Source organism: Streptomyces sp. NPDC000941 (assembly GCF_053599555.1).
Map to the genome: position 1 here is coordinate 56,046 of NZ_JBSFMM010000019.1, position 21,265 is coordinate 77,310.

Consider the following 21,265-nt stretch of genomic DNA (forward strand, 5'->3'; position numbering starts at 1 on the left):
TGCTTGTATGCCCCCGTTGTGCGCCCCCTGTTCCCGACTGCGTCCGGGGGCGCGGTCCGGCTGCCGCCCCGTTGCCCCTCTTGTTCCCCTGTTGTTGCCCTGGCCAAATGAATTCACGGTTCGGCGGGCCGTCGCCGTACGATCGGCGCCATGGCGAAGGCTCCCGTTCTCACCCCCCAGGCGGAGGATTTTCCGCGCTGGTACCAGGATCTGATCAACAAGGCCGAGCTGGCCGACAACGGTCCGGTGCGCGGCACCATGGTCATCCGACCGTATGGCTACGGGCTCTGGGAGCGGATGCAGCAGGACATGGACGCCCGCATCAAGGCCGAGGGCGTCCAGAACGCGTACTTCCCGCTCTTCATCCCGCAGTCGTATCTGACGAAGGAGGCGGAGCACGTCGAGGGGTTCGCCCCTGAGCTCGCCATCGTCACGCACGGCGGCGGCAAGAAGCTCGAGGAGCCCGTGGTCGTCCGGCCCACATCCGAGACGATCATCAACGAGTACTTCGCGAAGTGGGTGCAGAGCTACCGCGATCTGCCGCTGCTGATCAACCAGTGGGCCAATGTGGTGCGTTGGGAGCTGCGGCCGCGGCTGTTCCTGCGTACGTCCGAGTTCCTGTGGCAGGAGGGCCACACCGCCCACGCCACGTACGAGGACGCCCGCGACTTCGCCTCCCGTATCCACCGGCACGTCTACGCCGACTTCATGGAGAACGTGCTGGCCATGGACGTCGTCCTGGGCCGCAAGACCGCCAAGGAGCGGTTCGCGGGCGCCATCAACACCCTCACGCTGGAGGGGATGATGGGCGACGGCAAGGCGCTGCAGCTGGGCACCAGCCATGAGCTGGGGCAGAACTTCGCCCGCGCGTTCAACACCCAGTTCCTGTCCAAGGAGGGCAAGCAGGAACTGGTCTGGCAGACCTCCTGGGGCTCCACCACCCGCATGATCGGCGCGCTGGTGATGATGCACGGCGACGACAGCGGGCTGCGCGTTCCGCCGCGGCTGGCTCCCGTGCAGGCCGTGGTGCTGGCCATCAAGGGCGACGAGGCGGTGCTGGCCAAGGTCCGCGAGATCGGCGACCGGCTGGCGGTGGCCGGGGTGCGGGTCCAGGTCGACGACCGGACCGACACCCCCTTCGGCCGTCGCGCGGTGGACTGGGAGCTCAAGGGCGTTCCGGTGCGGATCGAGGTCGGCCCGCGCGACCTGGAGGGCGGCACCGCGATGGTGGCGCGGCGGATCCCGGGCGGCAAGGAGCCGGTGCGACTGGACGCGCTTCCCGATCTGCTGCCGAAGGTCCTGGAGGAGGACCAAGCGCTGCTGCTGCGCCAGGCGCGGGAGCGGCGCGAGGCCCGTACCACGGATGTGCGGACCGTCGAGGAGGCCGCCGAGGCCGCGGCGGCCGGCGGCTGGGCGCGGATCCCCTGGGCGGACCTCGGCCCGGAGGGCGAGGCGGCGCTCGCCGAGCAGGCCGTGTCCGTGCGCTGTCTGGTGGCCGAGGACGGGTCGGTGCCGGACGCCGATGACGCGCCCGGTAACGTCGCGTTTGTCGCGCGCGCTTATTGAGGCAGAGGCTGAAGCGCGCCCCCGCCGAGCGGGGAAGCGCGCTTCCGCCGAGCGGAAAGCTGAGCGGAAGGCTGGTGGAAGTCCAGGGGCGGTGCGGGGCGGGTGTTACGTACCGCCTTGGTGCGCGGTGGGTGGCTCATCCACACATCGGCGCACCCGCCCTCCTCGGGGCGCATCAGCGCTGAACTGACTGGTACGTGCAAATTATTTGTGATGCCCCGGAATCGGAACACCGGGCACTCCCCGCTCGTTATCACGACGTGAGCACGACACCACCTGTACTCGCCGCAGAGCTGGCGCAGGCGTGGGCCGATATTCAACGGCACCACCCCGAGCTGCCGGATCTCGCCGCGCCAGAATCGCTGATCGGAGAGTCGTCGTCCGCATGTGGCGCCGAGCTCTCCTTCGAACGGCTGCTGCACGAGGCAGTCCATGGCATCGCCGCGGCGCGCGGTGTCCGTGACACCTCGCGTGCCGGCCGCTACCACAACCGCCGCTTCCTGGCCATCGCCGAGGAGTTGGGCCTGGACCACCCCGATGAGCCGCACCCCAGCAGCGGCTTCTCGCTGGTCACGCTCAGTCCCGAGGCGAGAAGGCGCTATCGGACCACCATCGACCGACTCCAGCGCGCCCTCAAGGCGCACACCGTCGCGACCGCCGCCGACACCGCCCGCACCTTCCGTGGACCGGCCGCCCGGCACGGTTCGTCGGGTGGCGGGGTCCGGGTGAAGGCGGTGTGCGACTGCGGGCGCAATGTCCGCGTCGTCCCATCGGTGCTGGCGCAGGCGCCGATCATGTGCGGGGGATGCGGGAAGCCGTTCCGTATCCCGGAGCCGGTGGCCGCGGTCGGCTGACCTGTCACGGTGTGGCACAATGGTCAGCTGTACTCGACAGCCGACCGGGGCCCTCTCTCCTCCGGCTGACGCGTCCATCGGGCACTCGGGTACCGCAACCCCACGCGGCACTTCGCAGTGCTCAATCACGTCAAGACCAGGAGACACCACTCCCGTGGCAGTCAAGATCAAGCTGAAGCGTCTGGGCAAGATCCGTTCGCCTCACTACCGCATCGTCGTCGCCGACTCCCGTACCCGCCGTGACGGCCGGGCCATCGAGGAGATCGGTCTGTACCACCCGGTGCAGAACCCCTCGCGCATCGAGGTGGACTCGGAGCGTGCGCAGTACTGGCTGGGTGTCGGCGCGCAGCCGACCGAGCCGGTGCTCGCCATCCTGAAGGTCACCGGCGACTGGCAGAAGTTCAAGGGCCTGCCCGCCCCGGCCCCGATGCTCGTCGCCGAGCCGAAGGCCGACAAGCGCGCCCTGTTCGAGGCCGCCGCCAAGGACACCGGTGGCGAGGCGAAGGGTGAGGCCATCACCCCGAAGGCGAAGAAGTCCGAGAAGAAGTCGGACGAGGCGGCCGCTGACGCGGCGGCCGAGGCCTGAGGATGCTCGAGGAGGCCCTCGAGCACCTGGTGAAGGGCATCGTCGATAACCCCGACGACGTGCAGGTCGCCTCGCGCAACCTGCGGCGCGGGCGCGTGCTCGAGGTACGGGTGCACCCCGACGACCTCGGCAAGGTGATCGGTCGTAACGGCCGCACCGCCCGCGCCCTGCGCACCGTTGTGGGCGCCATCGGCGGCCGTGGCGTCCGCGTCGACCTCGTCGACGTGGACCAGGTTCGCTGAGCAGCGTCAAGAAGAGCACCGGCACGGGCCGGGGAGGGCTTTGGGCCGTCCCCGGCCCGTGTGCGTGCCCGGCCCGTGTGTGTGAAGGGAACAGGGAACAGTGCAGTTGGTTGTGGCGCGGATCGGCCGCGCCCACGGCATCAAGGGCGAAGTCACCGTCGAGGTGCGCACCGACGAGCCGGAGCTGCGGCTCGCCCCGGGTGCGGTCCTGGCCACCGAGCCCGCCTCGGCCGGGCCGCTGACCATCGAGACCGGCCGGGTGCACAGCGGCCGGCTGCTGCTGCGCTTCGCGGGGTTCGCGGACCGTACGGCCGCCGAGGCGCTGCGCGGCACCCTGCTCATCGCGGAGGTCGACCCCGAGGACACGCCCGAGGACCCCGATGAGTACTACGACCATCAGCTGATCGACCTGGACGTGGTCACCGTCGACGGCACCGAGGTCGGCCGGATCTCGGAGATCTCCCATCTGCCGTACCAGGACCTGCTGATCGTCCGGCGGTCCGACGGCAGCGAGGTGATGATCCCGTTCGTCTCCGAGGTGGTGCCGGAGATCGACCTCGAGGCGCAGCGCGCCGTCATCGACCCGCCGCCCGGTCTGCTCGACGAGACCCAGGCCGAGGTCGCCCGCGGCGAGGGCGGCGCCGAGCGTGGGGGCGCATGATGCGGCTGGATGTCGTCACGATCTTTCCGGAGTATCTGGAGCCGCTGAACGTTTCGCTGGTCGGCAAGGCGCGCGCCCGCGGACAGCTGGACGTACGCGTCCACGATCTGCGGACCTGGACGCACGACCGGCACAACACCGTCGACGACACCCCGTACGGCGGCGGGCCCGGCATGGTCATGAAGCCCGAGCCGTGGGGCGAGGCGCTGGACGAGATCATCGCGTCGGGGACCGGTGGTACGGAGCCCGGTGTGCCGGGGGCCGGCGGGGACGGGGCGCCGCCGCTGCCCGCGCTGGTCGTGCCCACCCCGAGCGGCCGCCCGTTCACCCAGGCCCTCGCCGTCGAACTGGCCGAGCGCCCCTGGCTGGTCTTCGCCCCCGCCCGCTACGAGGGCATCGACCGCCGGGTGATCGACGAGTACGCCGAGCGCCTGGATGTTTACGAGGTCTCCATCGGCGACTATGTGCTGGCCGGCGGGGAGGCCGCGGTCCTGGTGATCACGGAGGCCGTGGCCCGGCTGCTGCCCGGCGTGCTGGGCAACGCCGAATCGCACCGCGACGACTCCTTCGCCCCCGGCGCGATGGCCGATCTGCTGGAGGGGCCCGTCTACACCAAGCCGCCGCTGTGGCGCGACCGGGGCATCCCGGAGGTGCTGCTCAGCGGCCACCACGGCAGGATCGCGCGCTGGCGCAGGGACGAGGCGTTCCGCCGTACCAGCCGCAACCGGCCGGACCTCATAGCGCGCTGCGACGCGGCGGCGCTGGACAAGTACGACCGGAAGCTCCTGGCGGAACTGGGCTGGGAGGAGCTTCCGGAGGCGAGCGAACACGATCAAGGGCCCCGATTTGGGCGGTCGGGCCCGGCCGTGGAAGAATAGGCCGCTGCTGTACGTCCGGTGTGCGCCCCTGCCGCAGGGGGATCGACGCCCGCCCGACCAGACGGCACTCCCCATCATCACCGATATGCCGCTGATGACCTGTGGCATCAGCGAGGAAAGCAGACGATCATGTCTCACGTGCTCGACACCGTCGACGCCGCGTCGCTGCGCAGCGACATCCCGACCTTCCGCCCCGGCGACACGGTCAACGTCCACGTCCGCGTCATCGAGGGCAACCGCTCCCGTGTCCAGCAGTTCAAGGGCGTCGTCATCCGCCGCCAGGGCTCTGGTGTGCGCGAGAGCTTCACCGTCCGCAAGGTGAGCTTCAGCGTCGGCGTCGAGCGCACCTTCCCGGTGCACACCCCGATCGTCGAGAAGATCGAGGTCGTCACCCGCGGTGACGTCCGCCGCGCCAAGCTGTACTACCTGCGCGACCTCCGCGGCAAGGCCGCGAAGATCAAGGAAAAGCGCGACAACTGAGTTTTGCGCGACAACTGAGCTACTGCCGGACGGCACAGGCGGGCCGGATAGGCTCTGGCCCGATGGAGACCGACGCCCAGCTCTCAGAGCGCGATCGCTCCTCCCGTTCCCACGAGGGACAGGAGGAGCGATCGCGCTCTTCGCGTACGAGCCCTTCTCGTACGCGGCGGGGGCTCGGCCGGCTGATCGGGGGCGGGCCCTGGCGGCGGGCCGGTGTGCTCGTGGCGGTCTGCGCCGTCTTCGTCCTTCTGCTGAGCGCCTTCGTCGTACAGCCCTTTCTGATCCCCAGCGGATCGATGGAGAACACGTTTCGGCCCGGAGACCGGGTCCTGGTGAACAAGCTGGCGTACCGTTTCGGTGATACGCCGCGCCGCGGTGACGTCATCGTGTTCGACGGAACCGGGTCCTTCGTACAGGAGGAGCCGTCCCAGAATCCGGTGGTGGCGCTGGTGCGCGGCGCGGCCGCGGCGGTTGGGCTGGCCGAACCGGCCGAGACCGACTACATCAAGCGTGTCGTGGGTGTGGGTGGTGACCGGGTCAGGTGCTGCGACAAGCGGGGGAGGATCGAGGTGAACGGGAAGCCGGTGGACGAGGACTACCTGTTTCCGGGGGATGCCCCGTCACAGGTCCCGTTCGACATCGTGGTGCCCGAGGGAAGGCTGTGGGTCATGGGGGACCACCGCAGTGATTCCAGGGACTCACGGGACCACCTCGGCGAGCCGGGCGGAGGCACGGTCCCGGTCGACAAGGTGATCGGACGCGCCGACTGGATCGGCTGGCCGGTCGGCCGCTGGAGCGGAGTACACCGCCCGGGGGCCTTCGAACACGTACCGGACCCGGCCCCGGGCGGCGCACATGGGTAACCGCGGACGGTCCCGGCACGGGACCCGTCGCCCCGGCCCGGGCCGTCTGGGCTCCGGCCGTCCGGGCTCGGGCCACCAGGGCTCGGGCCCCGGCAGTCCTGGCTACATCCCTGGCTCGCGCCCCGTGCACAGCGAGGACGCGCCGCGTACGGGGCCGCGTCTGGGCGGGCGCGCGGAGCGGCGCAAGGTCCAGCGCCGTATCAAGCGCAGGCGGCGCCGTTCGGCCATGAAAGAGATCCCGATCCTGATCGGCGTGGCGCTGGTGATCGCCCTGGTGCTCAAGACCTTTCTGGTCCAGGCGTTTGTGATCCCGTCGGGCTCGATGGAGCAGACGATCAGGATCGGCGACCGGGTGCTGGTGGACAAACTCACACCGTGGTTCGGCTCGAAGCCGTCGCGCGGGGATGTGGTGGTGTTCAAGGACCCCGGAGGCTGGCTCGAGGACGAGCGGAAGCCGCCCAAGGAAGATCCGGTCGTCATCAAGCAGGCCAAGCAGTTCCTGACCTGGATCGGACTGCTTCCGTCCTCGAACGAGCAGGATCTGATCAAGCGGGTGGTCGGGGTCGGCGGCGACACGGTCGCCTGCTGTGACAAAGACGGCCGGGTGACGGTCAACGGCACGCCGCTGAACGAGCCGTATCTGCACCCGGATAATGTGCCCTCGGAGCGCCGGTTCAAGGTGACTGTCCCTCAGGGGCGGATCTTTGTGATGGGCGATCACCGGGCCAATTCGGCGGACTCGCGGGTCCATCTGGACGAGCCTGACCAGGGAACCGTCTCGGATGACCTGGTCGTCGGCCGGGCCATTGTGATCGCGTGGCCCTTCGGACACTGGCAGAGCCTGGAAGAGCCTGAGACATATGCCTCAGTGAAGGACGCGCCGAGCGGGGCGACGCAGGCACGCGGCTCGCCGCATAGGCTGTCCTCGGACCAGCAAGGGTTGGTCCAGCTCCCGACCCCTGCGGAACTCCCGCTCGTTATGGGAGTGGTGGGCCTGCGCCGTTCGTGGCGTGGGCGGCAGCGCGGCGTGAGGAGTGAATGTGGGGGATTTGGCGGTCGGCGCTCGATCCGGTCACGAAGAGCCCGAGAGGCGACCGGGGGGGAGCGAAGAGCCACCGGTGAACGGGGCGCGCGCGGCCGATGCGCCTACGGGCGGGACGCCCGAGACATTCGAGGCGCCGGGGGGCTCCGGTGCGACGGACGCCTCGGCCGGCCCCCAGGGCGGTTCACCGGCCGCTCCCGGCGCCGCTGACGTTCCGGGCTCCGCTGAGTCTCCCGTCTCCCTCGGCAAGCCGGGCTTCTCGGCCTCCGCCGGCTCCTCGGGTTCCCCGGATCCCTCGGACCCTCCTGGTGCCGAGGGCCGGGCGGGTGACGAGCCCGGCGAGGACAAGGTTGAGGAGAACAGCGCCAAGGACGAGGACGGCGCGAAGGACGGCGCCAAGACGACGCGCTCGTTCTGGAGAGAGCTGCCGATCCTCGTGGGCATCGCGCTGCTGCTCGCCCTGCTGATCAAAACGTTCCTGGTGCAGGCGTTCTCCATCCCCTCCGACTCCATGCAGAACACGCTGCAGCGCGGCGACCGGGTGCTGGTGGACAAGCTGACCCCGTGGTTCGGCGCCGAGCCGGAGCGCGGCGAGGTCGTCGTCTTCCACGATCCGGGCGGCTGGCTCGGCGAGACCCAGCAGTCCGATTCGGGCCCGCTCGCCAAGGGCGTTCAGCGGGTGCTCAGCTTTATCGGCCTGATGCCGTCCGCGGAGGAGAAGGACCTGATCAAGCGGGTCATCGCGGTCGGCGGGGACACGGTCGAGTGCCAGAAGGGCGGACCGGTCAAGGTCAACGGCAAGGCGCTGAACGAGCGTAACTACATCTTCCCCGGGAACACGCCCTGCGACGACAAGCCGTTCGGCCCGATCAAGGTGCCCAAGGGCCGGATCTGGGTGATGGGCGACCACCGCCAGGACTCGCTGGACTCGCGCTACCACCAGAATCTGGACAATGGCACCGTCTCGGTGGACAAGGTCGTCGGGCGGGCCATCGTGGTCGCATGGCCGATCGACCGCTGGTCGACCCTCTCCGTCCCCGGCACCTTCGACCAGCCGGGGCTGAGCGCGGCGGCCTCCATGGCCCCCTCGGCGCTCGGGTTCGCGGGCGCGGTCCCGATCGTTCTGTGGCGCCGCCGCAGGCTCGTCCGCAAGGCGCGCGGGACGGCTGCCTGAGGTCCGTACCGCCGGGTAGGGTGCTGACGACCTGGGGTGCGATGGGGATCGACCTCTGCTACGTGAGGCAGGAGCACTGGAATGAGCGGAGCCCGGCAGGTCGGAGGGGGCGGCAGGGGGCTTGGGAGCGTCCTGTCCGGAGTGGCGGTCGCCGTCGGCTGTGTGCTCTTCCTGGGGTCGTTCGTCTGGGGCGCGGTGCTCTACAAGCCGTACACCGTCCCGACCGATTCGATGTCGCCGACCATCGGCCGGGGCGACCGCGTGCTGGCGGAGCGAATAGACGGCGACGAGGTGCGCCGTGGCGATGTGGTCGTCTTCAAGGACTCGGTCTGGGGCGATCTGCCGATGGTGAAGCGGGTCGTCGGCGTCGGCGGGGACACCGTCGCGTGCTGTGACAAGCAGGGCCGGCTGACGCTGAACGGCAAGCCCCTCGACGAACCGTATCTGCACACCAAGGGGTCGGCCTCGCCCACCGTCTTCTCGGCGACGGTGCCCAAGGGGAAGCTGTTCCTGCTGGGCGACCACCGCAACGACTCCCTGGACTCCCGTGTGCATCTGTCCGACGGCGCGGACGGAGCCGTTCCGCGCAGCGCGGTGAGCGGCCGGGTGGACGCCACGGTCTGGCCGCCGGATCTGGGGATGCTGGACCGGCCGGAAGCCTTCAAGGCGCTGTCCGGTGGCGTCTCACAGCCGGGGCCGCTGCGGCTCATCCTGATCTCCGCCGTGGCCGGCGCGGTGCTCATCCTGGGCGGCGCGGCGTACGGGCCGCTGGCGCGCCGGATCGGGCGCGGCGGCAAGCGGGGCGAGAAGCGGCGCGGGAAGACGACGAAGGTGGCGACCGGTGTCTGAGGGGACAGGCGCGGAGGGCCGGGGCGAGGACCTGCGGAAGGTCGCCCGGGTGGTCCTGCTCGACCCGCACGACAGGATTCTGCTGATACACGGCTTCGAACCCGAGGACCCGTCGACGACCTGGTGGTTCACCCCCGGCGGCGGGCTGGAGGGCGATGAGAGCCGCGAGCAGGCGGCGCGCCGGGAGCTGACGGAGGAGACCGGGATCAAACAGGTGGAGCTGGGGCCCGTGGTGTGGCGGCGGGTGTGCTCCTTCCCGTTCGACGGCCGCCGCTGGCATCAGGACGAGTGGTACTACCTGGCCCGTACGGAGCAGACCGCGACGTGGACCGGCGGCCATACCGAGCTGGAGCGGCGCAGCGTCACGGGGCTGCGGTGGTGGACGGTCGAGGAGCTGGCGGCGGTACGAGAGCCGGTGTACCCGTCACAGCTCGTGGGGCTGTTGCGTAGGCTGCTCGACGAGGGACCCCCGACTGTGCCGGTGATCCTGGAGACTGAGCGCGTCTGACGCACAATGGGGGGACGCACGGCTGAAGGGGAACATGCCATGAGCGCCGAGGACCTCGAGAAGTACGAGACCGAGATGGAGCTGAAGCTCTACCGGGAGTACCGCGATGTCGTCGGTCTGTTCAAATATGTGATCGAGACTGAACGGCGTTTCTATCTCACCAATGACTACGAGATGCAGGTGCACTCGGTGCAGGGTGAGGTGTTCTTTGAGGTCTCCATGGCCGACGCCTGGGTCTGGGACATGTATCGACCGGCCCGCTTCGTGAAGCAGGTACGCGTCCTGACATTCAAGGACGTGAACATCGAGGAGCTGAACAAGAGCGATCTCGACCTTCCGAGTGGCTGAGTTGTCCACAACCAGTCGGTTGTCCACAAAGATCCAATAATCCGGCGCCGAGCCGTCACAGTCGGTGACGGAGGTGGTGCCGAATGAACGCCCGAGGAGCGCTCGGACGCTACGGCGAGGATCTGGCGGTGCGTCGGCTGTCCGAGGCCGGGATGACCGTCGTGGAGCGGAACTGGCGGTGCCGGGACGGAGAGATCGACATCGTCGCCCTGGACGCCGGGGCGCTGGTGGTGTGCGAGGTCAAGACGCGCCGTCTCGGCGGCTATGAACACCCGATGGCGGCCGTCACCCCCGGCAAGGCCGACCGGCTGCGTCGGCTGGCCGAGCGCTGGCTGGAGCGGCACGGCGGGCCGCCGCCGGGCGGGGTGCGGATCGACCTGATCGGCGTGGTGCTGCCCGAGCGCGGCGCGCCGGTGGTCGAGCATGTGCGGGGGGTGGCCTGATGGGGTTCGCCCGCACCTGCTCGGTCGCCCTGGTCGGAGTCGAGGGCGTGGTGGTGGAGGTCCAGGCCGATCTGGAGCCGGGCGTCGCCACCTTCACGCTGGTCGGCCTGCCCGACAAGAGCCTGGTCGAGAGCCGGGACCGGGTTCGCGCGGCCGTCGTGAACTCCGGCGCCGACTGGCCGCAGAAAAAGCTCACGGTGGGGCTCAGCCCGGCGTCCGTCCCCAAGGGCGGCAGCGGCTTCGACCTGGCCGTGGCCTGCGCGGTGCTCGGGGCCGCCGAGCGCATCGACCCACGGGCCATCGCCGACCTGATGATGATCGGCGAGCTCGGACTGGACGGCCGGGTCCGCCCGGTGCGCGGGGTGCTGCCCGCGGTGCTCGCTGCCGCCGAGGCCGGATACCGGCAGGTGGTCGTCCCGGAGCAGACGGCGGCCGAGGCGTCCCTGGTGCCGGACGTCTCGGTGCTCGGCGTGCGGACCCTGCGTCAGTTGATCGCCGTGTTGACGGACGCACCGGTGCCCGACGAGGAGGAACTGCCCGAGGAGGGCCGCCCCGACCCGATGCTCGCCGGGCTGAGCTTGGCGGGCGCCGGTATGGGCGTCGGCGTGGCGGCCCATGCGGGGACGGCCGCCGACCGCCGCCCCGACCTGGCCGAGGTCGCCGGTCAGCGGGCCGCCCGCAAGGCCCTGGAGGTCGCCGCGGCCGGAAGCCACCATCTCTTCCTGGCGGGCCCGCCCGGCGCGGGCAAAACCATGCTCGCCGAGCGGCTGCCCGGTCTGCTGCCCCCGCTCACCCGGCGGGAGTCCCTGGAGGTGACCGCCGTCCACTCGGTGGCCGGGATCCTCCCGCCCGGCCATCCGCTGGTGGCCGCGCCGCCGTACTGCGCACCGCACCACTCGGCCACCATGGCCTCCCTGGTCGGCGGGGGAAACGGGCTGCCGAGGCCGGGCGCGGTCTCGCTCGCACACCGGGGCGTGCTCTTTTTGGACGAGGCGCCCGAATTCAGCGCCCAGGTGCTCGACGCGCTGCGCCAGCCCCTGGAGTCCGGCCATGTGGTGGTGGCCCGCTCGGCCGGCATGGTGCGCATGCCCGCGCGCTTTCTGCTTCTGCTGGCCGCCAACCCATGTCCCTGTGGACGCCACTCGTACATCGGCGACGGCTGCGACTGCTCGCCCGCGATGGTCCGCCGCTATCAGGCGCGGCTCTCCGGGCCGCTGCTGGACCGGGTGGACCTGCGGGTCCGGGTCGAGGCGGTCAGCCGGGCCGAGCTCACCGGGGCCCCGGGCGCCGGGGAGAGCACCGCGGTCGTCGCGGCCAGGGTGCGCGAGGCGCGGGAGCGCGCCGCCGCGCGCTACGCCGACACCCCCTGGTGCACCAATAGCGAGGTGCCGGGCCATGAGCTGCGCACCCGCTGGTACGCCGGCCCCGGGGCGCTGCGGGAGGCCGAGCGCGACATGGAGCGCGGGCTGCTCACCGCCCGCGGCCTCGACCGCGTGCTGCGGGTCGCCTGGACCGTCGCGGACCTGGCAGGCCACGACCGGCCGGAGGCCGAGGACGTGGCGCAGGCGCTGCAGCTGCGCACCGGCGTCAGCCGTGGCGTTCCGGCCGGGGCGGTGGGGTTCTGATGGCCGGCCCGTGGGAGGGCAGGGGGCCGGTGTCGGGCCCTGACCGGAGCGCGGCTGTGACTGGGGCCGGGGGTGAGGCGGCCAGGGCCAGGGCCAGGGCCGGGGGCGAGGCCGAGGCTGCGGGTGTGGGCGGCGCCGGGACCGCGGTGGGACCGGGGGCGGGGTCCGGGTCCGGGACTGCGACAAGGCCGGTGCAGGTGCCTGGGGCCAGGTCCGGGGCCGGGGGTGTGCCGGAGGAGGAGCGCTTGGCGCGGGCCGCGCTCACCCGGCTGGTGGAGCCGGGGGACGAGACGGTGGGGCGCTGGCTGCGCGAGATGGGGCCGGTGGCGCTTCGGCTGGCGCTGTGCGGGGCCGGTGAGCCGCCGCCCGGGGCGAGCGCGGAGCGCATCGCCGGGTGCCGGCTGCGGGCCGAGAGTCTGGACCCCGCCGGGGACCTGGCCGTCGCCGCCGTCCGCGGTGGACGGTTCGTATGCCCCGGCGACCTGGAGTGGCCCGGTCAACTCGACGACCTGGGCGACGCCCGTCCGGTCGGGCTGTGGGTGCGCGGTCGGCCCTCGCTGCGGATGTGGGCGCTGCGCTCCGTCGCCGTGGTGGGCGCCCGCGCCTGTAGCGACTACGGCGCGCATGTCGCGGCGACGCTCGGGGCCGGGCTCGCCGAGCGGGGCTGGGTGGTGGTCTCCGGTGCGGCCCATGGCGTGGACGGCGCCGCGCACCGCGGCGCGCTTGCGGCGGACGGGGCGACCATCGCCGTACTCGCCTCCGGCGTCGACATCCCCTACCCCCGGGGCCACGCCGAGTTGATCGAGCGGATCGCGGAACAGGGCCTGGTGCTGGCGGAGTTACCGCCCGGCGCGCATCCGACCCGCAGCCGTTTTGTGCTGCGCAACCGGGTCATCGCCGCGCTCACCCGCGGCACGGTCGTCGTCGAGGCCCAGTACCGCAGCGGGTCCCTGGTCACCGCGCGCCGGGCGCTCAAGCTCGGGCGGTACACCATGGGCGTGCCGGGCCCGGTCACCAGCGGGCTCTCCTCGGGGGTTCATGAACTGCTGCGCGGGGAGGCCGTTCTGGTCACCGACGCGGCTGAAGTGGCAGAGCTGGTGGGCGGCATCGGGGAGCTCGCGCCCGCGCGGCAGGGGCCACTGGTGGAGCGGGACCTGCTCGATCCCGTGACGGCACGCGTCCTGGAAGCGTTGTCGGCACAGGGCGGCAGCGATGGACGCGAGGTCGCCCGGGACTCGGGGACGAGCTGCGAGGAAGCGTTGAGCCGGCTGTATGAGCTGCTCGCCCTGGGTTTTGTCGAACGACATGGCGACCGTTGGGAGTTGGTTCCGACGGTTCGCCGGAACGACAGCACACGGCGAGGCGATCCCCAGATTTGGGGCAATCGGGTGAAAGGGTTGAGGCGATGACCGTATCCGCACACCGCCGAGCCGACTCCCTTCGCATACCGCGATGGCTCAGTCACGCTACGCTCACTAGGTTTCCGGCGGAAGCGCACCTCCTCACCCACGTCATGGCAGAACGGCACAAGGCGACGAATGCCCCAGCACATCTCCGGGTCTGACCGCGCGGCGCCGACCCCTGCCCGCGGCGCGGTGCGTCCCGCCGCCCCGTCATCGCTCGACGAGCTGTGGCGGTCCTACAAGTCCACGGGCGACGGTCGGCTCCGGGAGCAGTTGATCCTCCACTACTCGCCGCTGGTGAAGTATGTGGCGGGGCGGGTCAGCGTCGGGCTGCCGTCCAATGTCGAGCAGGCCGACTTCGTCTCCTCGGGCGTCTTCGGACTCATCGACGCCATCGAGAAGTTCGACCCCGAGCGGGCCATCAAGTTCGAGACCTACGCGATCACCCGGATCCGTGGCGCGATGATCGACGAACTGCGGGCGCTGGACTGGATCCCGCGCTCGGTCCGCCAGAAGGCCAGAGCGGTCGAGCGGGCCTACGCCACGCTGGAGGCGGCCCTGCGCCGCACCCCCTCGGAGGCCGAGGTGGCCGCCGAGATGGACATCGGTCTCGATGAACTGCACGGGGTTTTCAGCCAGTTGTCGCTCGCCAATGTGGTCGCCCTCGAAGACCTGCTGCACGCCGGAGGGGAGGGCGGAGACCGGCTGAGCCTCATGGACACCCTGGAGGACACCGCCGCCGACAACCCCGTGGAGGTGGCCGAGGGCCGCGAGCTGCGCAGGCTGCTCGCCCGCGCCATCAACACGCTCCCCGAGCGGGAGAAGACCGTGGTCACCCTCTACTACTACGAGGGGCTGACGCTGTCCGAGATCGGCCAGGTCCTCGGGGTCACGGAGAGCAGAGTCAGCCAGATCCACACCAAATCCGTGCTGCAGTTGCGGGCCAAGCTGGCCGATGTCGGACGCTGAATCGTCCCGGCAGTATCGCTCCCGCCACGGGGCCTTTCGTAAAGTGGTGGCGTGCCCAGGATTCGAGCGGCCTCAGTGGCCGAGCACCGGACGATGCAGCGCGACGCCCTGCTGGACGCCGCCCGCTCCCTGCTGTCCGAGGGTGGGACGGAGGCATTGACCTTCCCCGCCCTCGCCGAGCGCACGAGCCTTGCGCGGTCCTCCGTCTATGAGTACTTCCGATCCCGCGCGGCCGTGGTCGAGGAGCTGTGCGCGGTGGACTTCCCGGTCTGGGCCGCCGAGGTCGAGGCGGCCATGGAGCGGGTCGACTCGCCCGAGGCGAAGATCGAGGCCTATGTGCGCCAGCAGCTGGCGCTGGTCGGCGATCGCCGACACCGCGCCGTTGTGGCGATCTCGGCCGGGGAGCTGGACGCGGGCGCCCGCGAGAAGATCCGGGCCGCGCATGGCGGGCTGATCGCCATGGTCGTCCAGGCCCTCGGCGAGCTCGGCCATGAGCAGCCGCGGCTGACCGCGGTGCTGCTGCAGGGCGTCGTGGACGCCGCGGTCCGCCGGATCGAGCTCGGCGCCGAGGACCCCGCGGGCGTCACGGAAGCGGCCGTCACCATGGCCCTGCACGGCGTACGCGCCTGACGACCCCCCGCCCGGTGCCCATCGCCCGCGCCCGGCGCAGACGCCCCCCGGCCCAGGCCGCCGCGCCCGCGAGCACGGCGGCGGAGGCCAGACCCATGGGGCCGGAGGCGCCCGCGGTGCGCGAGGCGAGGGTGTAAGGCGGCGTACGGCCGCTGGCCGTATACGACGTGCCCCGGGTGCCCGCTCCCGGCGCGGCACCTGCTCGTTCCGGAGCGCCCGCGGCCGCGAGGGCACCCGCTCCCGGCGCGGCGCCCGTTCGCTGCTGGGCGTCGGCTTGCTCCGGGGCGTCCGACCCCTCCGGGACGCCGAAGACCGGCAGCAGCCGGGAGGGGCCGTGGCGCAGCATCGACGGGGTGAGCAGCGACAGCGGGTCCAGATAGCGGTCCCCGCGGCGCAGGCCCCAGTGCAGACAGCCGGACGGGCAGTGGAAGGGGCCCGCGCCCAGGACGCCCACCATCTGGCCGGCCCGTACCTGCTCGCCCTTGGTCACCACGGCCCGTACCGGCTCGTATGTCGTGCGCAGCGGCGGGCGGCCGGTGCTCGACAGCTCGATGGTGAGCACTCCGCGGCCCGCGACCTGGCCGGTGAAGGACACCCGGCCCGCAGCCGCCGCCCGCACGGGCTGGCCGGTGCGGGCCGCCAGGTCCACCCCGCGGTGGCCCGCCGCCCAGGGGGTGGGTGGCGGCTCCCAGCCCCGCAGCACCGTCGGTCTGTCCGCACCCGCCTCCGGCCCCACCGGCCAGGCCCGCCCGTCAAGGGCCGAGGCCCCCGCGGCCGTGGTCGACTCCGACGCCGTGACCGACTCCGACGCCGTGACCGACTCCGGCGCCATGGTCGACTCCGACGCGGCGGCCGGCCAGGCCGACAGCGGCGGGATCGCGCCGAGTGAGCCGAGTAAGACGATGAACGGCAAGGTCAGCAGGGTCAGCAGCAACGTCGGCAGGGTCAGCGGAGGCCGGTCCGGGACCCGGTCGGAGGCCCGGCCGACGGTCGGGGCGGCGGTGTGCGGTCGCATGGAGACACAGTGACGCGACTCGCCCGATTCGTGTGGATCATGGCCACGATCTGGGGACTACTCACGGGTTGTGGATATCGCCGTCACCCGGCACCGCACGGGTCCCGTACACTTCTTGTGGCGATCCGGGTCACCGGGTCGACTTCGCACGCCCCGCCACCGGCACCCCGATCGGCCTCGATCCACCCATCGATACCGCTCGAAGAGCACGGCGGCCGCGTCCCTCGGTCCTCGGACGAGCCCTCCGCAAGGCAAGGGCCCAGCCCGTGGCAGACGCGCCGGGGCGTCAGGCGCGGCAGCCGCCCGGCCGCCGCGGAACCGAGCACTTCAAGGAGTACGGCCATGGCCGTCGTCACGATGCGGGAGCTGCTGGAGAGCGGCGTCCACTTCGGGCACCAGACCCGCCGCTGGAACCCGAAGATGAAGCGTTTCATCTTCACCGAGCGCAACGGCATCTACATCATCGACCTGCTCCAGTCGCTGTCGTACATCGACCGCGCCTACGAGTTCGTCAAGGAGACCGTCGCCCACGGCGGTTCCATCATGTTCGTCGGCACGAAGAAGCAGGCGCAGGAGGCGATCGCCGAGCAGGCGACCCGCGTCGGCATGCCGTATGTCAACCAGCGCTGGCTGGGCGGCATGCTCACCAACTTCTCGACCGTCTACAAGCGTCTGCAGCGCCTCAAGGAGCTCGAGCAGATCGACTTCGAGGACGTGGCCGCCTCCGGCCTCACCAAGAAGGAGCTGCTGGTCCTCTCGCGCGAGAAGGCCAAGCTGGAGAAGACCCTCGGCGGTATCCGCGAGATGCAGAAGGTGCCGAGCGCCGTCTGGATCGTCGACACCAAGAAGGAGCACATCGCCGTCGGTGAGGCGCGCAAGCTCCGCATCCCGGTCGTCGCGATCCTCGACACCAACTGCGACCCGGACGAGGTCGACTACAAGATCCCGGGCAACGACGACGCGATCCGCTCGGTCACCCTTCTCACCCGCGTGATCGCCGACGCGGTCGCCGAGGGCCTCATCGCCCGCTCCGGTGTCGCCACCGGTGACGAGAAGGCCGACAAGGCCGCCGGTGAGCCGCTCGCCGAGTGGGAGCGCGACCTGCTGGAGGGTGAGAAGAAGGCCGACGAGCCCGAGGCTGCCAAGCCCGCCGAGGCCGAGCAGCCGGCCGCGGCTGAGGCTCCGGCTGAGGCTCCGGCCGCCGCTGAGGCTCCGGCTGAGGCTCCGGCCGCCGCTGAGGCCCCGGCCGCGGACGCCGAGCAGGCCTGACCACTCGGACCACGTGTGACGGCGGGGGACGGTGCCTTGGCACCACCCCCGCCGTTCCCCCGTAGAGCTTTCGACTTTCGAGAAGAGATTCACAGATCATGGCGAACTTCACCGCCGCTGACGTCAAGAAGCTCCGTGAGCTCACCGGCGCCGGCATGATGGACTGCAAGAAGGCGCTGGACGAGGCCGATGGCAGCGTCGACAAGGCCGTCGAGGTCCTGCGCGTCAAGGGCCAGAAGGGCGTGGCCAAGCGCGAGGGCCGCAGTGCCGAGAACGGCGCTGTCGTCTCCCTCATCGCGGACGACAACTCCTCCGGTGTGCTGGTCGAGCTGAAGTGCGAGACCGACTTCGTCGCCAAGGGTGACAAGTTCATCGCCGCCGCCAACGCCATCGCCGCCCACGTCGCCAAGACCTCCCCGGCCGACCTGGAGGCCCTGCTCGCCTCCGAGATCGAGCCCGGCAAGACCGTCCAGGCGTACGTCGACGAGGCCAACGCGACGCTCGGCGAGAAGATCGTCCTGGACCGCTTCGCGCAGCTCTCCGGCGGTTACGTCGCCGCGTACATGCACCGCACCATGCCGGACCTGCCGCCGCAGGTCGGTGTGCTGGTCGAGCTGGACAAGGAAGACGCCACGGTCGCCAAGGACATCGCGCAGCACATCGCCGCGTTCGCGCCGAAGTTCCTGAGCCGTGACGAGATCTCGGCCGAGACCGTCGAGAACGAGCGCCGCGTGGCCGAGGCCACCGCCCGTGAGGAGGGCAAGCCCGAGGCCGCCCTGCCGAAGATCGTCGAGGGTCGGGTCACCGGCTTCTTCAAGGAGAACGTCCTGGTGGACCAGCCGTTCGCCAAGGACAACAAGAAGACCGTCCAGAAGATCCTGGACGAGGCCGGTGTCGCGCTCAAGGGCTTCGCGCGCTTCCGCGTCGGCGTCTGAGCGTAGGCGTCTGAGCGTCGGCGTACGAGCCGAGCAGCGAATGACCGGCGACCCCGATAGGGTCGTAGGCAGCCAACCGTCAACCGGTCGGCCGCAGATGTGACGAGGAGGCCATTGCCGCAGAGGTCGAACAAGGACCCGTCCGGCAATGGCCTTCTTCGTATGTGCACGAGGAGATCTCCAATGAATCAGGGCGCGGGCGCCGGACAGGCCGCCGACGAGAAGAACGCTCAGGGCAGGGTCAAACCCCGTCGGTTCCTGCTCAAGCTCTCCGGTGAGGCATTCGCCGGCGGCGGAGGGCTCGGGGTCGACCCGGATGTCGTGCACGCCATCGCCCGTGAGGTCGCCGCGGTCGTCCGGGACGGCGCGGAGATCGCCATCGTCATCGGTGGCGGCAACTTCTTCCGCGGCGCCGAGCTCCAGCAGCGCGGCATGGACCGGGCCCGCTCGGACTACATGGGCATGCTGGGCACGGTCATGAACTGTCTCGCCCTCCAGGACTTCCTGGAGAAGGAGGGCATCGACTCCCGCGTCCAGACCGCCATCACCATGGGCCAGGTCGCGGAGCCGTACATTCCGCTGCGTGCGGTGCGCCACCTGGAGAAGGGGCGCGTGGTCATCTTCGGCGCGGGCATGGGCATGCCGTACTTCTCGACGGACACCACCGCGGCCCAGCGGGCCCTGGAGATCCATGCCGAGGCCCTGCTCATGGGTAAGAACGGGGTGGACGGGGTGTACGACTCCGACCCCGCGCGGAACCCGGACGCGGTGAAGTTCGACGCCCTGGAGTACGGCGAGGTGATCACCCGCGACCTCAAGGTCGCCGATGCCACCGCCGTCACGCTCTGCCGCGACAACAAACTGCCGATCCTCGTCTTCGAGCTTCTCGCCGAAGGAAACATCGCGCGTGCGGTGAAGGGTGAGAAGATCGGCACGCTCGTGAGCGACCAGGGCTCCCGGGCCTGACGGCTCATACGGGGGATGGACAACGGCCTGCCGGTCGGACACCGTGCAGGAGAAGACGCACGCAGGGGCGAGGCTCTGCTTACTGATAACACCAGGAGCAAGTGGTGATCGAAGAGATCCTCCTCGAGGCCGAGGAGAAGATGGAGAAGGCCGTTGTGGTCGCCAAGGAGGACTTCGCCGCGATCCGCACCGGGCGTGCGCACCCGGCGATGTTCAACAAGATCGTGGCCGACTACTACGGAGCGATGACGCCGATCAACCAGCTGGCGTCGTTCTCGGTGCCCGAACCGCGGATGGCCGTGGTGACCCCGTTCGACAAGAGCGCGCTGCGCAATATCGAGCAGGCCATCCGCGACTCCGATCTGGGCGTCAACCCGAGCAATGACGGCAGCATCATCCGGGTGGTGTTCCCGGAGCTCACGGAACAGCGCCGCAAGGAATTCATCAAGGTCGCCAAGGGCAAGGGCGAGGACGCGAAGATCTCGATCCGCAGCGTCCGCCGCAAGGCCAAGGAGTCCATCGACAAGCTCATCAAGGACGGCGAGGTCGGGGAGGACGAGGGCCGCCGCGCGGAGAAGGAGCTCGACGACACCACCGCGAAGTATGTCGCGCAGGTGGATGAGCTGCTCAAGCACAAGGAAGCCGAGCTCCTCGAGGTCTGATGAACGACTCATCCTGGGGGGCTCCGCCGAGCGCCCGCCTCCGGGGACCGGCCCAGCAGGGACCTCCTCCCTCGCTTCGCGGCAAGGTGCCCTCGCCCTCGGCGGGTCCCGCGCACGACGTGGGCGAGGCGGCGCAGACTCGGCCCATGCCCACCGTGCCCCACGCAGGCGGAGACCCTTGGGATGCCGCCGACCGTGACCGGGGGGCCGCTCGGCCGAGCGGCCCTCTGTTCCGCGACGACCGGGAGCCGGAGCGCGGGCCGCGCCGGCCCGCGGCACACCGGCCGACGCCCTCGGACCGCCCCGCCGCAATGCCCTCCGGCAGCGCCGCTCAGCCCGGCGAGGCGGGCGGCGCCGACCGGACGGGGAGCGCAGACGTGACAGGCGATGCGAAGAAGAAGAGCGCGGGCCGCAATCTGCCCGCCGCGATAGGGGTGGGCGTCGGTCTCGGCGCGCTGGTCGTCGCCTCGCTCTTCATCTACAAGCCGGTGTTCATCGGCGTCATAGCGGTCGCGGTGGTCGTCGGCCTGTGGGAGCTGACCTCGCGGCTGGCCGAGCGCAAGGACATCCACGTCCCGCTGGTGCCGCTCGCCGTGGGCGGCGTCGCCATGGTGGTCGCCGGTTATGTGCGCGGTGCGGAGGGCGCGTGGGTGGCCGTCGCCCTGACCGCCCTGGCGGTGCTCGTCTGGCGGATGACCGAGCCGCCCGAGAACTACCTCAGGGATGTCACGGCCGGCGTCTTCGCGGCCTTCTATGTGCCGTTCCTGGCCAGCTTTGTCGCACTCATGACCGCGGCCGACGACGGGCCGCGGCGGGTGCTCGTCTTCATGCTGCTGACCGTGGTCAGCGACACCGGTGCGTACGCGGTCGGCTGGCGCTTCGGCCGCCACAAACTCGCGCCGCGCATCAGCCCCGGCAAGACCCGCGAGGGGCTGCTCGGCGCGATCGCCTTCGCGATGGTCGCGGGCGCGCTGTCCATGCAGTACCTGATCAAGGGCGGCGCATGGTGGCAGGGGCTGCTCCTCGGGCTCGCCGTCGCGGTCAGCGCGACCCTCGGCGACCTCGGCGAGTCCATGATCAAGCGTGACCTGGGCATCAAGGACATGGGCAAGCTGCTGCCCGGCCATGGCGGGATCATGGACCGGCTGGACTCCCTGCTGCCCACCGCGCCCGTGGTCTGGCTGCTGATGGTGGTCTTCGTGGGCGGCGGCTGACCGGCCCCACGCCCCGGCCGTTACGGCCTCGTGCCACGCGTGGCACGAGGCCGTACGCACGTCTGCGACACTGGTTGAACCAT

The 21,265-nt window shown here is 70.8% G+C and carries 23 protein-coding genes and 1 pseudogene; 23 read left to right on the forward strand and 1 reads right to left on the reverse strand.

Going from position 1 to position 21,265, the window contains the following annotated elements:
* The first annotated feature begins 150 nt into the window (after nt 1-150).
* The 18 genes and pseudogenes from proS (at nt 151) to ACWDSL_RS09530 (ending at nt 15,121) form a co-directional block, all read left to right on the forward strand.
* A complete protein-coding gene (proS, locus tag ACWDSL_RS09445; protein WP_450483346.1) occupies nt 151-1,566 on the forward strand; it encodes a proline--tRNA ligase in 1,416 nt (471 codons plus the stop codon).
* 260 nt (nt 1,567-1,826) lie between these two features.
* Nucleotides 1,827-2,420, forward strand: a complete 594-nt coding sequence (locus ACWDSL_RS09450) for a hypothetical protein (protein ID WP_014176065.1) — start codon at nt 1,827-1,829, stop codon at nt 2,418-2,420.
* A 154-nt stretch (nt 2,421-2,574) separates the two neighbouring features.
* Nucleotides 2,575-3,006, forward strand: a complete 432-nt coding sequence (gene rpsP / locus ACWDSL_RS09455; RefSeq protein ID WP_450483349.1) for a 30S ribosomal protein S16 — start codon at nt 2,575-2,577, stop codon at nt 3,004-3,006.
* Between the two features lie 2 nt (nt 3,007-3,008).
* Nucleotides 3,009-3,248: an RNA-binding protein gene (locus ACWDSL_RS09460; RefSeq protein WP_014176063.1), complete on the forward strand. Its 240-nt coding sequence runs from the start codon at nt 3,009-3,011 to the stop codon at nt 3,246-3,248.
* Nucleotides 3,249-3,348: 100 nt separating this feature from the next.
* On the forward strand, nt 3,349-3,909 hold the full coding sequence (rimM, locus tag ACWDSL_RS09465) for a ribosome maturation factor RimM (RefSeq protein WP_089510922.1): 561 nt from the start codon (nt 3,349-3,351) through the stop codon (nt 3,907-3,909).
* Nucleotides 3,909-4,787: a tRNA (guanosine(37)-N1)-methyltransferase TrmD gene (gene trmD / locus ACWDSL_RS09470; protein WP_450483384.1), complete on the forward strand. Its 879-nt coding sequence runs from the start codon at nt 3,909-3,911 to the stop codon at nt 4,785-4,787. Before rimM ends, trmD begins: the two co-directional genes overlap by 1 nt.
* A gap of 129 nt (nt 4,788-4,916) precedes the next feature.
* Nucleotides 4,917-5,267 (forward strand): 50S ribosomal protein L19, encoded by a 351-nt coding sequence (gene rplS, locus ACWDSL_RS09475; RefSeq protein ID WP_014176061.1) that lies wholly within the window; start codon nt 4,917-4,919, stop codon nt 5,265-5,267.
* Between the two features lie 62 nt (nt 5,268-5,329).
* Nucleotides 5,330-6,130: a signal peptidase I gene (gene lepB / locus ACWDSL_RS09480; RefSeq protein WP_450483352.1), complete on the forward strand. Its 801-nt coding sequence runs from the start codon at nt 5,330-5,332 to the stop codon at nt 6,128-6,130.
* Nucleotides 6,123-7,244 (forward strand): annotated as a pseudogene (lepB, locus tag ACWDSL_RS09485) (signal peptidase I); the annotation flags it as partial. The gene lepB (ACWDSL_RS09480) and the pseudogene lepB (ACWDSL_RS09485), both read left to right, overlap by 8 nt.
* A 4-nt stretch (nt 7,245-7,248) precedes the next feature.
* Nucleotides 7,249-8,346 carry a signal peptidase I gene (lepB, locus tag ACWDSL_RS09490; RefSeq protein ID WP_450483354.1) on the forward strand — a complete coding sequence of 366 codons (1,098 nt, stop codon included), beginning with the start codon at nt 7,249-7,251 and terminating at the stop codon, nt 8,344-8,346.
* A gap of 81 nt (nt 8,347-8,427) precedes the next feature.
* On the forward strand, nt 8,428-9,195 hold the full coding sequence (lepB, locus tag ACWDSL_RS09495) for a signal peptidase I (protein ID WP_450483356.1): 768 nt from the start codon (nt 8,428-8,430) through the stop codon (nt 9,193-9,195).
* Complete coding sequence (locus ACWDSL_RS09500) at nt 9,188-9,703, forward strand: NUDIX hydrolase (protein WP_450483358.1); 516 nt, start codon at nt 9,188-9,190, stop codon at nt 9,701-9,703. Before lepB (ACWDSL_RS09495) ends, ACWDSL_RS09500 begins: the two co-directional genes overlap by 8 nt.
* 39 nt (nt 9,704-9,742) lie before the next feature.
* A complete protein-coding gene (locus tag ACWDSL_RS09505; RefSeq protein WP_004944840.1) occupies nt 9,743-10,051 on the forward strand; it encodes a DUF2469 domain-containing protein in 309 nt (102 codons plus the stop codon).
* 83 nt (nt 10,052-10,134) lie between these two features.
* Nucleotides 10,135-10,494 (forward strand): YraN family protein, encoded by a 360-nt coding sequence (locus tag ACWDSL_RS09510; RefSeq protein ID WP_014176055.1) that lies wholly within the window; start codon nt 10,135-10,137, stop codon nt 10,492-10,494.
* A complete protein-coding gene (locus ACWDSL_RS09515; RefSeq protein WP_450483361.1) occupies nt 10,494-12,119 on the forward strand; it encodes a YifB family Mg chelatase-like AAA ATPase in 1,626 nt (541 codons plus the stop codon). The genes ACWDSL_RS09510 and ACWDSL_RS09515 overlap by 1 nt, the downstream gene beginning before the upstream one ends.
* 56 nt (nt 12,120-12,175) lie before the next feature.
* Complete coding sequence (gene dprA, locus ACWDSL_RS09520; protein ID WP_450483363.1) at nt 12,176-13,528, forward strand: DNA-processing protein DprA; 1,353 nt, start codon at nt 12,176-12,178, stop codon at nt 13,526-13,528.
* 129 nt (nt 13,529-13,657) lie between these two features.
* Nucleotides 13,658-14,491, forward strand: a complete 834-nt coding sequence (gene whiG / locus ACWDSL_RS09525; protein WP_450483365.1) for an RNA polymerase sigma factor WhiG — start codon at nt 13,658-13,660, stop codon at nt 14,489-14,491.
* Nucleotides 14,492-14,566: 75 nt separating this feature from the next.
* Nucleotides 14,567-15,121, forward strand: coding sequence for a TetR/AcrR family transcriptional regulator (locus ACWDSL_RS09530; RefSeq protein WP_450483386.1), 555 nt, complete (start codon nt 14,567-14,569; stop codon nt 15,119-15,121).
* Here the strand turns inward: ACWDSL_RS09530 and ACWDSL_RS09535 are convergent.
* Nucleotides 15,090-16,136, reverse strand: a complete 1,047-nt coding sequence (locus ACWDSL_RS09535) for a murein hydrolase activator EnvC family protein (RefSeq protein ID WP_450483367.1) — start codon at nt 16,134-16,136, stop codon at nt 15,090-15,092. The genes ACWDSL_RS09530 and ACWDSL_RS09535 overlap by 32 nt on opposite strands.
* A 342-nt stretch (nt 16,137-16,478) precedes the next feature.
* Between ACWDSL_RS09535 and rpsB the strand changes: the two genes are divergently transcribed.
* The 5 genes from rpsB (at nt 16,479) to ACWDSL_RS09560 (ending at nt 21,182) form a co-directional block, all read left to right on the forward strand.
* Complete coding sequence (gene rpsB, locus ACWDSL_RS09540) at nt 16,479-17,405, forward strand: 30S ribosomal protein S2 (protein WP_450483369.1); 927 nt, start codon at nt 16,479-16,481, stop codon at nt 17,403-17,405.
* Nucleotides 17,406-17,503: 98 nt separating this feature from the next.
* Nucleotides 17,504-18,340, forward strand: a complete 837-nt coding sequence (gene tsf, locus ACWDSL_RS09545) for a translation elongation factor Ts (RefSeq protein ID WP_450483371.1) — start codon at nt 17,504-17,506, stop codon at nt 18,338-18,340.
* 183 nt (nt 18,341-18,523) lie between these two features.
* Nucleotides 18,524-19,306, forward strand: a complete 783-nt coding sequence (gene pyrH / locus ACWDSL_RS09550; RefSeq protein ID WP_089510937.1) for a UMP kinase — start codon at nt 18,524-18,526, stop codon at nt 19,304-19,306.
* 104 nt (nt 19,307-19,410) lie between these two features.
* Entirely contained in the window at nt 19,411-19,968 is a 558-nt protein-coding gene (frr, locus tag ACWDSL_RS09555) for a ribosome recycling factor (protein ID WP_089510938.1), read from the forward strand.
* Nucleotides 19,968-21,182, forward strand: coding sequence for a phosphatidate cytidylyltransferase (locus ACWDSL_RS09560; RefSeq protein WP_450483374.1), 1,215 nt, complete (start codon nt 19,968-19,970; stop codon nt 21,180-21,182). Before frr ends, ACWDSL_RS09560 begins: the two co-directional genes overlap by 1 nt.
* Nucleotides 21,183-21,265: the final 83 nt, after the last annotated feature.